The sequence below is a fragment of the Rahnella woolbedingensis genome (assembly GCF_003602095.1).
In the GTDB taxonomy this organism is placed as follows: Bacteria; Pseudomonadota; Gammaproteobacteria; order Enterobacterales; family Enterobacteriaceae; genus Rahnella; species Rahnella woolbedingensis.
Genome location: NZ_RAHH01000020.1, coordinates 15,438 through 31,198, shown reverse-complemented (window position 1 = coordinate 31,198; position 15,761 = coordinate 15,438). Strand labels below are relative to the sequence as shown.

At 51.7% G+C, this 15,761-nt stretch carries 10 protein-coding genes and 1 pseudogene; 8 read left to right on the top strand and 3 right to left on the bottom strand.

Going from position 1 to position 15,761, the window contains the following annotated elements:
- Positions 1–8 precede the first annotated feature (8 nt).
- Both D6C13_RS16730 and aegA read right to left on the bottom strand, forming a co-directional pair.
- Entirely contained in the window at positions 9–542 is a 534-nt protein-coding gene (locus tag D6C13_RS16730; protein ID WP_120133839.1) for a 4Fe-4S dicluster domain-containing protein, read from the bottom strand.
- Entirely contained in the window at positions 539–2,542 is a 2,004-nt protein-coding gene (gene aegA / locus D6C13_RS16725; protein WP_120133838.1) for a formate-dependent uric acid utilization protein AegA, read from the bottom strand. Before aegA ends, D6C13_RS16730 begins: the two co-directional genes overlap by 4 nt.
- 409 nt (positions 2,543–2,951) lie before the next feature.
- Here aegA and D6C13_RS16720 point away from each other — a divergent pair, with 409 nt between their 5' ends.
- The 3 genes and pseudogenes from D6C13_RS16720 to D6C13_RS16710 all read left to right on the top strand — a co-directional run.
- On the top strand, positions 2,952–6,176 hold the full coding sequence (locus D6C13_RS16720; RefSeq protein ID WP_120133837.1) for a molybdopterin cofactor-binding domain-containing protein: 3,225 nt from the start codon (positions 2,952–2,954) through the stop codon (positions 6,174–6,176).
- Positions 6,173–6,634, top strand: a complete 462-nt coding sequence (locus tag D6C13_RS16715) for a (2Fe-2S)-binding protein (RefSeq protein WP_120133836.1) — start codon at positions 6,173–6,175, stop codon at positions 6,632–6,634. The genes D6C13_RS16720 and D6C13_RS16715 overlap by 4 nt, the downstream gene beginning before the upstream one ends.
- A gap of 76 nt (positions 6,635–6,710) precedes the next feature.
- Positions 6,711–7,178, top strand: a pseudogene (locus D6C13_RS16710) (NTP transferase domain-containing protein); the annotation flags it as partial.
- A gap of 127 nt (positions 7,179–7,305) precedes the next feature.
- Here the strand turns inward: D6C13_RS16710 and D6C13_RS16705 are convergent.
- Positions 7,306–9,087, bottom strand: coding sequence for a sigma 54-interacting transcriptional regulator (locus D6C13_RS16705; RefSeq protein ID WP_120133834.1), 1,782 nt, complete (start codon positions 9,085–9,087; stop codon positions 7,306–7,308).
- Between the two features lie 405 nt (positions 9,088–9,492).
- Between D6C13_RS16705 and ygeW the strand changes: the two genes are divergently transcribed.
- The 5 genes from ygeW (at position 9,493) to arcC (ending at position 15,669) form a co-directional block, all read left to right on the top strand.
- Entirely contained in the window at positions 9,493–10,680 is a 1,188-nt protein-coding gene (gene ygeW, locus D6C13_RS16700; RefSeq protein ID WP_120133833.1) for a knotted carbamoyltransferase YgeW, read from the top strand.
- 96 nt (positions 10,681–10,776) lie between these two features.
- On the top strand, positions 10,777–11,976 hold the full coding sequence (dpaL, locus tag D6C13_RS16695) for a diaminopropionate ammonia-lyase (protein WP_120133832.1): 1,200 nt from the start codon (positions 10,777–10,779) through the stop codon (positions 11,974–11,976).
- 68 nt (positions 11,977–12,044) lie between these two features.
- Positions 12,045–13,262 (top strand): YgeY family selenium metabolism-linked hydrolase, encoded by a 1,218-nt coding sequence (locus tag D6C13_RS16690; protein ID WP_120133831.1) that lies wholly within the window; start codon positions 12,045–12,047, stop codon positions 13,260–13,262.
- Positions 13,263–13,334: 72 nt separating this feature from the next.
- Positions 13,335–14,744 (top strand): dihydropyrimidinase, encoded by a 1,410-nt coding sequence (gene hydA, locus D6C13_RS16685; RefSeq protein ID WP_120133830.1) that lies wholly within the window; start codon positions 13,335–13,337, stop codon positions 14,742–14,744.
- Positions 14,731–15,669 carry a carbamate kinase gene (arcC, locus tag D6C13_RS16680; protein ID WP_120133829.1) on the top strand — a complete coding sequence of 313 codons (939 nt, stop codon included), beginning with the start codon at positions 14,731–14,733 and terminating at the stop codon, positions 15,667–15,669. Before hydA ends, arcC begins: the two co-directional genes overlap by 14 nt.
- Positions 15,670–15,761 lie beyond the last annotated feature (92 nt).

Here is a 15,761-nt window from a genome sequence, read left to right as displayed (position 1 = left end):
TGTTCGGGTCAAAAATGACGGATTGCCGCATCTTCACGCGCCGTACGCAGGCGCTTTTCATGGATTTGCTTTTCTAAATCAGCCCCGGTGACCAGCCGTAACGCCGCTGTCGGGCATACCGCAATACAGGCAGGTCCGCCGGAGAGATGGCTGCATAAATCGCACTTGTGGGTTTCGCAGTCCGGCATTGCCTGATGTCCGGTGTCAGCGGGTTCGTGCACTACCACGTTTATTGCCCCAAACGGACAAGCCACCACACAACTTTTGCAGCCGATACAGCGGGACTGAATCACATCGAGGCCGTGCTTGCCCTGAACAATCGCATCGTGCGGGCACACTCTGGCGCAGGGCGCATCGTCGCACTGGCGGCACATTACCGGTACGCTGACTTTCGGGGTTTTCACCACCTGCAAACGGGGTGAAAAATTACTGCCGTTCAGGGTGGGATGGGCGCCATCAATGTGCGCCAGTGCGCAGGCAATTTCGCAGGTGCGGCAACTGATACACTTTTCGGGGTCAGCGTGAATAAAATGATGGCTCATAATGCGGTCACTCCCTGTGGTTGCGACGTTGCGGCCGCTGGTGAGAGGCTGTCCAGATAGTGAATGATGCTGATCGCAGCCTGGCGTCCATCGTCAATTGCGGTGACCACCAGATCCGCACCGCGTACCGCATCACCTCCGGCGAAAATGTGCGGATGACTGGTCTGGTAAGGGAAACGGCTGCGGGCGGGCGCGTTAAGTAATCCCCAGTTATCGCGCTCAACGGCGAGTTTATCCAGCCATGGCATAGCGTGAGGCTGGAAGCCAAAGGCCATAATGATTGCGTCGGCTTCAAGCAGGAATTCAGAGCCGGTAATCGGTTTTGGCCGTCGTCTTCCGCTGGCATCCGGCTCGCCGAGCGCGGTACGGATCAACCGGATACCGCACACATGGCCTTCTTCTGTCAGTTCTATACTGACGGGCTGGACGTTGAACATAAATTCTGCGCCTTCTTCGCGCGAGTTCTTCACTTCCTTTTTCGAGCCCGGCATATTTTTCTCGTCGCGACGGTAAGCGCAAATAACGCTTTTGGCATTCTGACGCACTGATGTGCGCAGGCAATCCATGGCGGTATCGCCGCCGCCCAGTACCACCACACGTTTACCGGACATGCTGACGTAAGGTTCGAGAGATAATTCCGGCAGACCCATCAGATGTTTGGCGTTAGCGATCAAAAACGGCAGGGCGCTGTAAACACCAGGAGCGTCTTCGTTTTCCAGCCCGGCTTTCAATGACTGATAGGTCCCGACGCCAAGAAATACAGCGTCAAATTCTTCCAGTAATTGTTCAGCGCTCAGGTCAGCACCGATTTCAACGTTCAGGCGAAATTCGATGCCCATTTCAGTAAAGATTTCACGGCGCCTGGCCAGCACGCTTTTATCAAGTTTGAAGGCAGGAATACCGAAAGTCAGCAAGCCGCCAATCTCCGGATGACGGTCGTAAACCACTGCTTTTACACCCTGACGGGCCAGTACATCAGCACAGGCCAGCCCGGCGGGACCGGCTCCGACGATAGCGACACGATAGCCGCGTGGTATTACCGCAGAAAGATCGGGCTTCCAGCCCAGCGCCAAAGCGGCATCCGTAATATAGCGCTCAATGTTACCTACGCTCACTGAACCCTGTTTTTCCAGCGTGCAGGCACCTTCACACAATCTGTCCTGCGGGCACACGCGGCCGCACACCTCCGGCAGACTGCTGGTGCGGTGAGAAAGCTCAACCGCTTCTAGGATCCTTCCCTGTTTTGCCAGGGAAAGTAATTCAGGAATATCGTTATGCAGCGGGCATGTCCAGGCGCAGAAAGGTTTTTCGCTGCAACGTATGCAGCGGTCAGCCTGCTGTTCAACCTGAACGGGACTGAATCCCTGATAGATTTCGTTGAACGTGCTTTTGCGTTCATCCAGGGGTTTTTTGGTGGCATCGAGACGCGGAGGATTGAGCGCCCCGGTCAGTAATGCATGCTTAACCGGCGGACGTGGAGCAGGGCGATGTGTGCCATCCGCGAGTGCGCTGCGGCGTTGTTTTTCTGCGCGGTAGCGCTCGAGATGACCAGAGGTGATTAAATGAAGAGCCTGTGTCGGGCAGGCATTCACGCAAGCCTGACCCTTGGGGTCGCCGAGACATAAATCGCATTTATGTGCGGTCGCCGCGGGTGGCCACCCGGTTCCCGGCTGACTGTCAGCGTGACGAACGACCGTGATCGCACCAAATGGACAGGCGACCACACAGGTTTTACAGCCAATACACAATTCTTCGATGACCTGCACACTGTCATCACTGCGCACCAGCGCCGCCGTCGGGCAGACTCGCAGGCAGGGCGCATCTTCACAATGTCTGCACAGAACGGCGCTCTGAATTTCATCCTGCTTTATCACCTGAATACGGGGTAAAAAAGCTTCTCGTGATGGATACCGCTGTGCGTTATGGGAAAGCACACAGGCCACTTCGCAGGCCCGGCAGCCAATACAAGCCCCGGCATCTGCAATAACGAATCGGTTCATAAACTCTCCCTGTCGGGCAATCGGGTGGTGGTGCCACACAATGCAATTAGTGTGCACATGGCGTCCTTTTCAGAAGAATAAAGGGATCAGGTATCTGTTTTCGCGGGGAGGATCACATTTATGGACGTGTTGCGGGTTCACCGGTCATGTTATTCCTTTCTCTCTCTGTGGTTTTTATCATTCTGACGCGTGATGCTATCAACCTGATAATTTCCTTCACAAAGCGCGACCGGTAAAACAGGGCAAACCAGGCATTTTCTGCACCGGGATCACAAATTTTAAACGCCATTCAGGAGGGCAAAGACAAATGGTCGCGGATGGCATATCCCTTGCAATGGTGTGGGTATCGCGTTGAAACATTTTTCAATGCCGGATGCAATTTGTCTGCATTTCCACAATGGAGAGCACAATGGAAACAACCACGGTAGGTTCATCAGTTCCCCGCGTTGACGGTCACGGTAAAGTGACGGGTTCAGCGATTTACGGCGACGACATCAAAATGAAAAACATGCTCTATGGTGTTTGCCGTTATGCCGATATCCCCGCAGGAAAAATCACCCGTCTGGATCTTTCTCAGGCGGAGAAAGTCCCCGGTGTGGTCAAAATCGCCACGTACAAAGATATTCCGGGCACGCCTAAAATCGGTATTGTTATTCAGGACTATCTGCCCATCGTCAACGACGAGGTTTTCTTTCGCGGAGACGTCATTGCGGTGATCGCCGCCACCAGTTATGAAGCAGCCTGTCTGGCCTCAGAAAAAATCATTGTTGAATATCAGGCTTATGAACCCCTGACGGATATGGCGGAAGCCGCCATGCCCGGCGCGCGTTTGGTGCACAGCGACACCGACAGCAACGTGGTCTGTAAACACCACACGGTGAAAGGCGATATTGATACCGGTTTTGCCCACTCGACACACATTTTCGAACAGGAATATGAGGTCGGCTATCAGGAACATGCGTACATTGAACCCGAATCCGTCATTGTTTATCCCGACCCGAGTGAACCGGGCATTATCATTCAGGGTTCCATTCAGAACGCGCACCGCGTGCGGGGTTTCGTATCGACTTTCCTGAATCTTCCTCAGTCACGCGTCAATGTGAAACGCTGCGTGCTGGGGGGCTCGTTCGGCGGTAAGGATGATGTGATTGACCACCTGTCATGCCGCGCCGGATTGCTGGCGTTGCTGACCGGTCTGCCGGTGAAATTCACTTACAACCGCGAGCAGTCAATCCGTGAAAGCTGTAAACGCCATCCGTACCGGATGAAATACAAAATCGGTCTGGACGATAACGCTCGTATTCAGGCGATAAAGGTAGATATTTTGGCGGACAGCGGTGGCTATGGCGCATCCTCTCCGTTTGTGACCTGGCGCAGTGTGGTTCAGGCTGCCGGTCCTTATAACATTCCCAACGTGCGTATCGATATTGCCGCTATTGCCACCAACAACAGTTATACCTCTGCCTTCCGCGGATTTGGCGCGCCGCAGGTCATATTTGCCAATGAATCACTGATGGATGAAGTCGCCCGTCATTTCAAAATCTCTCCGGTGGAAATCCGTCAGCGTAATATTTTGCGCCAGGGTGATACCAGCATGGCCGGTCAGGTTTTCGACAAACATGTGGTGTCGGCTGAGGAAGTGCTGCTTAAAGCCACCGCGAAAGCGGAGTTTGATGCACGCCGGGCACATTTTCAGAAACTCAATGACGCCGGTGGCCCGGTGCGTTATGGCATCGGGCTGGCCGTCAGCCATCGTGGGTGTTCGCTGGGGGCTGAGGGAATGGACGCCTCATCGGCGCTGATCCAGGTTAATGGTGATGCCAGTATTAACCTTTCTACCTCCGTTTCAGAAAACGGTCAGGGGCTGCAAACCAGCATGTCACTGATTGTTGCCGAGGCTTTCGGCGCACCATTGTCCGCCATTACCTTCAACGAACCGGCCTCGTCGATGATTGCCGACGGGGGTTCAACGGTATCATCACGCGGAACGCTGATGGGAGGGCAAGCAGTTCTCAACGCCGCAACCAAAATTCGTCAGCGCATTCTGGACGCGACGGAACACCTGCTGCATACCCGCGATTTACAAGAAACAGTCTGGCGCGATGGCAACATTACCCACCTCCAGCATGCGCATTTTAGCGTCAGCCTGAAAGAGGCGGTGAGATTGACCCATAACGCAGGCGGTAATCTTTCCGATTACGGCTGGCATGTCGCACCGCCAATTCACTGGGATGAAGAAAAAGGCTGCGGAAGCCCGTATTTCACCTGGGTTTATGGTTGTCAGGTGGTCGAATTACAGGTAGATACCAACACCGGGAAAATCACCGTCAACCGGGTTACCGCCGCGCATGATGTCGGCAAAGTCATTAATAAAGTGGGATTCGAAGGGCAGGTCTACGGCGGCGTGATGCAGGGACTGGGCTACGCCTTGCTGGAGGATTTCAACATCGAACACGGACACGTCAAATCTGAAAACTTTGACACCTATCTGATCCCGACCATCCGCGACATGCCTGAAATCGACATTATAGCAGTGGAAAATCATGACGTTAACGGCCCTTATGGTGCGAAAGTTATCGGCGAACCGGTGCTCGAACTGGCGGCGGCCGCGTCGAACAACGCCCTGAATTTTGCGCTTGGTGGCCACAATAGTCGTATCCCGCTGACGCTGGAACAGGTCAAGCTGGGTTATAACCTCAAAAAGCCGTTGCGTCAGAGCGAAGTCATGTCCGGCGGGGAAAGCGGTAAACAAGTCCTGCGGCTCAACACCCTGAGCGTGAGGACGCCAAAAACGCTGGCGGACGCGCTGACTCTGCTGGCCAGTCCGGACACCATGGCTATTGCGGGCGGAACCGACGTTCTGGTGCAGGCAAGAATGACCACGTCGCCGCAAGCGTTGGTGGATATTTCCCGCCTCACCGCGCTCAAAGGCATCGACCTGTGTCAGGATGGAATGCATCTGGGCGCGGGTGTGTGTTTCACCGATCTGGTTGCCCATCCGCAGATTCAACATGCTTATCCGTTACTGGTGACGGCGTGTAAAACCATCGGATCCCTGCAACTGAGAAACCGCGCCACGCTCGGCGGTAATATCATTAATGCCGCACCTTGTGCGGATTCCGTACCGCCGTTGATCATCTACGATGCAGATGTTGTGCTGCAAAGCCTGCGCGGCGAGCGCCGTATCCCGTTAAGTGAATTCATCACGGCGGGTTACAAAACGCAGCTGGCCAACGACGAACTGATGGTGAAACTGATCCTGCCCGCACCACCTGTCCTCAAAGTACAAAACCACTATAGCCAGCTGGGCCGCCGTAATGCGCTGAACATCACCCGCCAAAGCCTGACCTGCCAGATTTCACTTAATAGCCGTGGTGAGGTGCAACATTGTCGTCTGGTCGATGGCGCATTATTTAGCAAACCTCAGCGCCTGACAGAAGTGGAGGAAGTCTTGCTGGGCCACGTTCTTGACGAGCCACGGTTGCGCTGCGCAGAAGACGTGCTGATGGCAAAAATGGAGCATGCGATTGGAGGACGCTGGTCCGCCGCCTATAAAATGCCGGTGTTCCTGAATATGTTCCGGCAAATGATGAATGATGTTCGCGATGCGAATCATGGAGGAGCGAATCAATGAGCAATATTACGCTGAAAGTGAATGGAATTACCGTGCAGTCAAATGTCGATGGTAATCGTCGTTTGCTGGATTTTCTTCGTGAAGACCTTAATCTGACCGGGACCAAAGAGGGTTGCGCGGTCGGTGAATGCGGCGCCTGTACCGTAATTATGGACGGTAAATCCGTCTGTTCCTGCCTGCTGCTGGCGGCGCAGTGTGAGGGTGCAGAAATTACCACCATTGAAGCACTGCACCGTGATCCCGTCGGTAAAAAACTGCAAAACGCCTTTATTCAGCATGGCGGTGTGCAGTGCGGATTTTGTACCCCTGGCGTATTACTCAGTACGAAAGCATTACTGGATGTCCGCCCGGATCCCAGTGATGACGAAATTAATGAAGCGCTGGAGGGGAATCTTTGCCGTTGCACGGGTTATCAGCCCATCATTAGATCCATTAAAGCCGTACTGAAAGCACGCTGAAAGGGTCTAAATATTTTGCGGAACCCTCCCTGAGCGGGTTCCGCAGATTTTATCAGCAACACAAAAAGGAGCAGACATGCAGAAGGTTGATTGTCTGATGCTGGCCGCGGGGCTTTCCTCGCGAATGGGAAGCTGGAAAATGATGTTACCCTTTGGCGGGAGTACGCTGCTGGATACGTCAATTGAAAATGCTCTGGGTTTCTGCCACCGCGTCGTACTGGTGACCGGTTTTCGCGGCGCAGAACTCAGAGCGAGATACCAGTATGATGAGCGCATTTTTCTGGTGGATAACCCGAATTATCGCGATGGCATGTTTTCTTCGATTCAGGCGGGTGCTCATCATGTTGAGGGTGAGCATACATTTATGGCGCTGGGAGACATGCCTTGTATTTCCTCGTGGATCTACTCCGCCCTATGGCAGGAACGTGGCGAATTTACCCTGATACCGCGTTGTTTTCAGGGGAAGGGGCACCCGATATTGTTACCGGCCAGCCTGATCAGTAAGGTCAAAAGTTCTTCCCCGCAGTTCTCCATGAAAAATATCATTCAGAACGAGGATCACCGTTTTCTCGAACTGAATGAGCAGGCGATTCACTGGGATATCGACACGCCGGATGACTATCAGCGATTAGCCCGCCCGGTACGCATCCCTCAGCACAGTTGAGGGTTCATCAGCAATCGTGTAATTCGTATTTTTTAATTTTGCGATACAGCGTCGCCACACCAATCCCCAGCTCTTCTGCGGCCAGTTTTTTGTTCCGGTGGCGTTGCATTGCTTCTTCAATTAACTGTTTCTCCATGACTTCCAGATTACTTTGTCCTGCGATTGCCTTGTTTAAATCGTCAGTCAGTTCTGTAACAGGATCCTGCCGGCGGGGTTTGATTGGTATTGAAAACAGGTGCGGAGGCAGTAAATCACGCTCGATGACTTCCCCGCTGGGCACAATATTCACCAGATATTCCATCAGGTTACTGAGTTCACGTACATTCCCCGGCCACTGATATGCGTTAAGTATTTCTATAACCTCCTGGGTCATGCCCGGATAACTGTAATCCATGCGGATGCTGTGCAGATTAAGGAAAAAGTGCATCAGTAATTCGATGTCATTTTTACGTTCACGCAGGGGGACCAGATTCACCGGGATGACGTTTAACCGGTAATACAAATCTTCGCGAAATTTACCCTGGGCAATGTAGTTTTGCAGGTTCTGATTGGTGGCAGAAACGATACGGATATCCAGCGGCATCGGCTTACTGGCGCCAATCGGCGTCACTTCGCGAGACTCAATAACGCGCAATAATTTAGCCTGTAGCATCATCGGCATATCACCAATTTCATCAAGGAACAACGTGCCGCCATTCGCTGCCTGCAACAGACCGACTTTGCCTTGTGCAGATGCGCCAGTAAACGCGCCTTTGACGTAACCGAACAACTCGCTTTCCAGTAACTGTTCGGGGATGGCTGCGCAGTTGATGGCGATAAAAGATTGCGCCCGGCGTTTGCTTAATCCGTGAATTGCGCGTGCGACCACTTCTTTACCGGTACCACTTTCTCCTGCAATCAGTACGCTTGATTGGCCAGGCGCAATCCGGCTAATCAGCTGTTTTAATGTGCGCATGGGTTTTGAGTTGCCAATTAATTGATGGATGTCCGGCGCATCGGCATTCAAGGGATCGATATCCTTTCCATGAGACTGATGAAATGCCATCAGAAAAAGACGGTGATCCTCAACAGGGTGTAACTGACCAGTGAGCAATATTTTTTGATCCTGAAAAATAACCAAATATTGATCAAAGCCGCGGTCAAAACCTTCTTTGGGTGTCAGGGGTGAAATTTTCAGAGAGAGACTGGAAATATTATGCTCTGTTACCCCAAGCATTTTTTGTGCAGCGTGATTACTTAGCATCACGACATCATCTTTGTTAAGCATGATTACCCCTTGATCCATATTTTCAATCAGGGTATTAAAAAATCGGTTGCTTACTATTTTACTGTCAGGGATTTCCACTATTTTTTCGACAAAAATAGCAGAAATATGACGAATGTAATCACACAGCATCTGAACATTTTTTTTAATTACCAGTTGTTGCTCAAAATTAACGGCCACAAGGCTGATAACACCAATGCAATTATCATTAATAATAATAGGTACACCCAAGAAAGCTTTTTCAGTGCAGTTGTTCCGTGAGTCACATTTAGAACATAACGGGTCGTTATGAAACTGAATCACCATTTTTTCTTTTTTATTATCGATAACATAGCGAAGAAGGTGTGAATTGGTATTGAGACATTCTCCCAGATTGTTATCAAAAGGACCTGTACCGGCGATACGTGTTAGCGTCGCATCAACAATTTCCACCTCAAGATGCAACACACTTGCCAGCATTTTGGTGAATTTTAAAATGGTGGGCTGGATTTCCATTAATACAGAAGCGGTCGCTGTTGTTTCCATTATGGGTTCCTTATGTAAACGATCCATTCAATTTAACACTGTGTGGTTGCAGATTTTACGGATGCGATGTCGCAGAACAGAGTGCGTATTCTCAGATTGATAAAATGAGAAGAGCCAGCTATCAAATTGGTGTCCGGGCTGCGGTTTTGTTTTACCGCTCATTTTCCCAACCTCATTTTTTCTTTATTCTCCGGTTATTTAACCACGGTAAAAAAATTTCAATCATTTTTCCTGTTGATACTTTTCTGATTTTGCGAAGCATCTCGCAAACCGTTGCGTTTTCCACGTCAAAATTACGCAGAAATTAAAGGGTTGGCACGGTTATTGTATTTAATTTATTAACTCGTGATTTGAACACGTAATGGCAAACCAGTAATCGACCTGTTTAACCCGAAGGATAGATAAATGAAGACCACAAATGAGTTGATCAAAACCATTAAAGGACTGAAGTCTGATTTGCACCGCAAAGATTTTCTGCTCACCTGGGAACAAAGCCGCGATGAATTACAGCAGGTGTTGGATATTGCTCAGGTGCTTAAATGTCTGCGCGGAGAAAATATCGTCACAAAAGTGTTTGGCAGCGGTCTGGGTATTTCGGTTTTCCGGGATAATTCGACCCGCACCCGTTTCTCCTATGCGTCTGCGCTGAACCTGCTCGGGCTGGCACAACAGGATCTGGACGAAGGGAAATCGCAAATTGCGCACGGTGAAACCGTGCGTGAAACCGCCAATATGATCTCTTTCTGCGCCGATGCCATCGGTATTCGTGACGATATGTTCCTCGGCTCAGGGAACGCGTACATGCGTGAAGTGGGCGCTGCGCTGGATGAAGGTTTTGAACAAGGCGTTCTGCCGCAACGTCCGGCGTTAATCAATCTGCAATGCGATATCGATCATCCTACTCAGGCGATGGCGGATCTTGCGTGGCTGGAAGAACACTTCGGTGGACTTGATAAGCTCAAGGGTAAAAAAATCGCCATGACCTGGGCCTATTCCCCGAGTTACGGCAAACCGCTCTCAGTCCCGCAGGGCATCATCGGCCTGATGACGCGCTTTGGTATGGACGTCACCCTGGCGCATCCCGAAGGTTACGACCTGATCCCCGAAGTGGTAGAGATTGCCCGCAAAAACGCGAAAAATTCCGGGGGTAGCTTTATACAAGTGAACTCAATGGCCGAAGCCTTTGAAGGCGCTGACATTGTTTATCCGAAATCCTGGGCACCTTACAAAGTCATGGAAAAACGCACTGAGTTGCTGCGTGCGGAAGATCATGAAGGACTAAAAGCACTGGAAAAAGAGTGTCTTGCACAAAATGCCCTGCACAAAGACTGGCACTGCGACGAAGCCATGATGAAGAAAACCAAAGGCGGCGAGGCGCTGTACATGCACTGTTTGCCTGCTGATATCTCTGGTGTTTCTTGCAAAGAGGGCGAAGTAGCAGAGGCCGTGTTCGAAAAATATCGCATTGCTACTTATAAAGAAGCCAGCTGGAAGCCTTACATCATCGCAGCCATGATCCTGGCCCGCAAATTCAGTAACCCCGGCGCAGTGCTGGAACAGCTGCAAAAAGAGGGCGAGAAACGCATTAAATAGCGTGTTCTCCACTGCCCGCAGGCAGTGCCTTCCAGGTGGGTAACTCACGGGCAGCCCAGAAGTTAACAGGGCTGCCACTCTTTACCGAGGGAAATTATGTCTCAGTTTTCACTAAAAATGGATATCGCTGATAACCGCTTTTATACCGGTAAAACATCGGCGGTGTTCTCGCTCAGCGAATCCCGAAAGGCGCGGGCTTTTCATTCGCAGCTTAAAGGGTACGAGCCTACGCCGCTGTACCAGTTATCGGCGCTGGCCAATCTTATCGGCGTGCGCAGCATTCTTATCAAAGACGAGTCGAAGCGGTTCGGGCTGAACGCTTTCAAAATGCTGGGTGGCGCTTACGCCATTGTCAGGCTGCTCTGCGAAAAATATGACCTTGATCTGGCGAACTGTTCCTTTGAAAAGCTCAAAGCCAGCATCGGCCAAAAAATGACATTTGCCACTACCACTGACGGCAATCATGGGCGTGGCGTGGCGTGGGCTGCACAGCAGCTGGGTCAGAATGCCGTAGTCTATATGCCTCGCGGTTCAGCGCAGGAACGTGTTGAACATATCCGGACGCTCGGCGCTGTCTGCGAAGTCACTGACATGAACTATGACGACACCGTGCGCATGACCATGCAAAAAGCACAGGAAAAAGGTTGGGTCATCGTTCAGGACACCGCGTGGGAAGGCTATACCAAAATTCCGACGTGGATTATGCAGGGTTACGGAACGATGGCGGATGAAGCTGTCTCGCAAATTGCTCAGGCCGGAAGCGGTGCACCCACGCATGTGTTTCTTCAGTGTGGCGTGGGTGCGATGGCGGCTGGCGTGCTCGGATGTCTGGTGGATGCCTACGGCGCAAACACACTGCATTCAGTTCTGGTTGAGCCTGAACTGGCAGATTGCCTTTATCGCTCCGGCATAAAAGGGGAAGCGGTAAACGTCGGCGGAACCATGGCGACCATCATGGCCGGTCTGGCCTGCGGTGAACCCAATCCGCTGGGCTGGCCGCTGCTGCGTGACTGCGTTCATCAGTTTATCTCCTGTCAGGACAAAGTCGCGGCGCTGGGAATGCGCGTTCTGGGCAATCCGCTGGGTAACGACCCGCGCATTATCTCGGGCGAGTCAGGCGCAGTGGGATTGGGCGTTCTGGCAGCGGTGCACTATCACCCGCAGCGTGAAGAACTGATGCAGAAATTAAAATTAAACGCCGATTCCGTGGTGCTTTTACTCAGCACGGAAGGGGACACGGACGTAAAACACTACCGCGAAGTAGTGTGGGAAGGCCGCTATCCCATGGCCGAATAACCGGGTTCCACGTCTGACAACATGAGGTTGCCAGGCGCAGAAAATCATCTATTTCAGGAGAAACCACAATGACCAAGCATGTCCCTTTTGAACAAATTGTTGAAAAAGCACAGCACTATAAAGCTGATATGACCCGGTTTTTACGCGACATGATCGCCATCCCAAGCGAAAGTTGTGATGAGCGAAAAGTCGTTCTGCGCATTAAAGAAGAGATGCTAAAAGTCGGGTTCGACAAAGTAGAAATTGATCCGATGGGCAATATCCTTGGCTATATCGGCCACGGTCCGCATCTGATTGGTATGGACGCACATATCGATACGGTTGGTATCGGCAACCTGAAAAACTGGACCTTTGATCCGTATGAAGGCATGGAAAACGATGAAATCATCGGCGGGCGCGGTTCGTCAGATCAGGAAGGCGGCATGGCATCCATGGTGTATGCCGGTAAAATAATCAAAGATTTAGGTCTGGAAGATCAATATACCTTGCTGGTCACCGGCACCGTTCAGGAAGAAGACTGCGACGGGTTGTGCTGGCAGTACATCATTGAACAGTCAAATATTCGCCCTGAATTTGTGGTCAGTACCGAACCGACAGATTGCCAGATTTATCGCGGTCAGCGCGGGCGCATGGAAATCCGCGTGGATGTACAAGGGGTCAGTTGTCATGGCTCTGCACCTGAGCGCGGAGATAACGCCATTTTCAAAATGGGCCCAATTCTTGGCGAGTTACAAACACTCGGGCAACATCTGGGTAATGATGAATTCCTTGGCAAAGGTACGCTCACTGTTTCTGAGATTTTCTTCACCTCACCAAGCCGCTGTGCCGTCGCCGACAGCTGCGCGGTGTCTATCGACCGCCGCCTGACGTGGGGCGAAACGTGGGAAGGGGCGCTGGAAGAAATTCGTGCACTCCCTGCGGTAAAAGCAGCGAAAGCAGAAGTGACCATGTATCACTACGACCGTCCGGCCTACACCGGTCTGGTATATCCGACAGAATGCTATTTCCCTACCTGGAAAGTGGAATCTGACCATATCACCGTCAATACGCTGACTCAGGCGTACGAAGGCTTATTCAATAAAATGCCGACGGTGGACAAATGGACGTTCTCCACCAACGGCGTATCCATTATGGGGCGCCACGGTATTCCTGTGATTGGGTTCGGGCCGGGTAAAGAGCCGGAAGCCCATGCGCCTAATGAGAAAACCTGGAAAGACCATCTTGTGACCTGTGCCGCGATGTATGCCGCTATTCCGTTAGTGTATCTGGGACAACTGGATAAATAGCAGCTTTGCCGGGAGGAGCTGAGTGCTAAAACTCCCCCCGGCCTTTTACGTTCCCTGTTAAAAGGAGTGATGATGAGGCGGCTTATCAGAGGTGGCATGCTGGTTGATGACGCAAAAATTGTCCGCAGTGATTTGCTCATTGAGGGTGAGTGCATCTCGCAGGTAGCAATCAACATAATCCCGGAACCGGATATGGAGGTTATCGATGCGTCGGGGCTGTATGTCATGCCTGGCGGAATTGATGTCCACACACATTTCAACATTGATGTCGGATTAGCGCGAAGCTGCGACGACTTCAGTTCAGGTACCCGCGCCGCAGCCTGCGGCGGAACCACCACTATTATCGACCATATGGGATTCGGTCCGACCGGATGTTCGTTGCACCATCAGCTTAAGGTGTATCACGAGTATGCAGCCCAAAAGGCCGTGATCGACTACAGCTTTCACGGCGTCATTCAGCATGTTGATGATGCGATTCTCGATGAAATGCGCGCGATGGTCGAAGAAGAAGGGATCAGTAGCTTCAAACTGTATCTGACCTATCAGTACAAACTTGATGATCCTGCTGTATTGCGCGCTCTGCGGCGGTTGAAAGAGGTGGGCGCGATGGCAACTGTGCATCCCGAAAATGATGCGGCGATAGCATTGCGTCGCTCGGAGTTTCTTGCTCAGGGGAAAATCGCGCCGTTGTACCATGCTTTGAGTCGGCCACTGGAATGCGAAGCCGAAGCCATTGCGCGCATGATCAATCTGGCGAAACTCGCGGGCGGAAGCCCGTTATACATTGTGCATCTTTCCAATGGCCTCGGACTGGATTACGTCAAACTGGCCAAGGCCGCAGGACAACCGGTTTGGGTCGAAACCTGTCCGCAATATTTACTGCTTGATGAACAATGTTACCAGCGTGACGATGCCCTGAAATTTATACTCAGCCCGCCGCTGAGACCAAAAAGTGAACAGGACAAATTATGGGTCGGCATTACTGAAGGTTCGCTGGATGTAGTCGCCACTGACCATTGCACTTTCCCTTATGCTCAACGTCAGATTTTGGGCAAGGAAGATTTCTCACGGTGCCCGAACGGACTGCCGGGTGTGGAAAACCGCATGTCGTTATTGTTTTCCGAAGGCGTCATGAGCGGGCGTATTTCAGCCAGTCGTTTTGTGGAGCTCACCAGTACCAAACCGGCGAAACTCTTCGGGTTATGGCCGCGCAAAGGCAGTTTACTGCCGGGTGCCGATGCTGATCTGGTACTTTTCGACCCACGCCAAAATGACGTTATTCGCCACCAAAATTTGCACGATAACGCAGACTATTCACCCTATGAAGGGTTTGTCTGTCGCGGCAAACCTGTTTTGACCCTATCGCGTGGTGACATTATCGCCAGGGATGGACATTTCACCGGTCAGGCCGCCCGCGGAAAATTCATTCACCGTCAGCCATTCCAACATCAAGAAAAGGAAGCACAGTATGGGCAATCATAAAAGGATCGTTCTGGCCCTTGGGGGCAACGCGCTGGGCAACAATTTGCCTGAACAAATGCAGGCGGTTAAAACCACCGCGCGGGCGGTTGTGGATCTTATTGCCGAAGGGCATGAAGTCATCATTACGCACGGTAATGGTCCTCAGGTGGGAATGATCCATCTGGCATTCGAAGCCGCATCAAAAATGGATCCGCAATTACCGCTGTTACCCATGTCGGTGTGTGTGGCACTCAGTCAGGGTTATATCGGCTACGACTTGCAAAATGCATTACGCGAAGAACTGCTATCTCGCGGCATCAACAAACCGGTGGCAACGATCATTACGCAGGTTACGGTCGATGAACATGATCCGGCCTTCGCTAATCCGACCAAACCGATAGGTTCGTTTTTTACTCCGCAGGAGGCGCAGGTTTTACAGGCGCAAGGCATAACGCTGAAAGAAGACGCTGGCAGGGGATATCGTCGTGTCGTTGCCTCGCCAAAACCGCAGGACATCGTGGAGAAAGCCAGTATTGTCAGCCTGATTAACGCCGGACAAGTCGTGATCACCGCCGGAGGGGGCGGTATACCGGTTATCTGCGAAGGCAATCATCTCAGGGGCGTCAGTGCGGTTATCGATAAGGACTGGGCCAGTGCACGACTGGCAGAACAAATTGATGCAGACTTGCTCATTATTCTGACCGCTGTTGAAAAAGTGGCAATCAATTTCGGCAAGCCAGAACAGCAGTGGCTGGACAAACTCAACGCTGCTGATGCACGCCAGCTGATCACTCAAAATCAGTTTGCCAAAGGTTCGATGCTGCCGAAAGTAGAAGCCGCTCTGGCTTTTGCCGAATCCAAACCTGGGCGAAAGTCTTTAATCACGCTGCTTGAGAAAGCGCGGGAAGGAATTGCGGGGGAAGCAGGTACCCTTATTTCCCTGTAAAGCTTGCATTCGTAAACCCGTCGCCGGAAATCAGCAAGATTTCCGGCGCTGACAGAGAATGAAACTGTCTGTCCACAAGGGCTGTCTGTCCA

Bases quoted from the DNA above. Each gene is read 5' to 3' on its own strand.
- D6C13_RS16720 (WP_120133837.1), top strand. From the start codon at position 2,952: ATGGAAACAACCACGGTAGGTTCATCAGTTCCCCGCGTTGACGGTCAC.
- hydA (WP_120133830.1), top strand. From the start codon at position 13,335: ATGAGGCGGCTTATCAGAGGTGGCATGCTGGTTGATGACGCAAAAATT.
- D6C13_RS16690 (WP_120133831.1), top strand. From the start codon at position 12,045: ATGACCAAGCATGTCCCTTTTGAACAAATTGTTGAAAAAGCACAGCAC.
- D6C13_RS16705 (WP_120133834.1), bottom strand. From the start codon at position 9,087: ATGGAAACAACAGCGACCGCTTCTGTATTAATGGAAATCCAGCCCACC.
- aegA (WP_120133838.1), bottom strand. From the start codon at position 2,542: ATGAACCGATTCGTTATTGCAGATGCCGGGGCTTGTATTGGCTGCCGG.
- D6C13_RS16730 (WP_120133839.1), bottom strand. From the start codon at position 542: ATGAGCCATCATTTTATTCACGCTGACCCCGAAAAGTGTATCAGTTGC.
- D6C13_RS16715 (WP_120133836.1), top strand. From the start codon at position 6,173: ATGAGCAATATTACGCTGAAAGTGAATGGAATTACCGTGCAGTCAAAT.
- arcC (WP_120133829.1), top strand. From the start codon at position 14,731: ATGGGCAATCATAAAAGGATCGTTCTGGCCCTTGGGGGCAACGCGCTG.
- ygeW (WP_120133833.1), top strand. From the start codon at position 9,493: ATGAAGACCACAAATGAGTTGATCAAAACCATTAAAGGACTGAAGTCT.
- dpaL (WP_120133832.1), top strand. From the start codon at position 10,777: ATGTCTCAGTTTTCACTAAAAATGGATATCGCTGATAACCGCTTTTAT.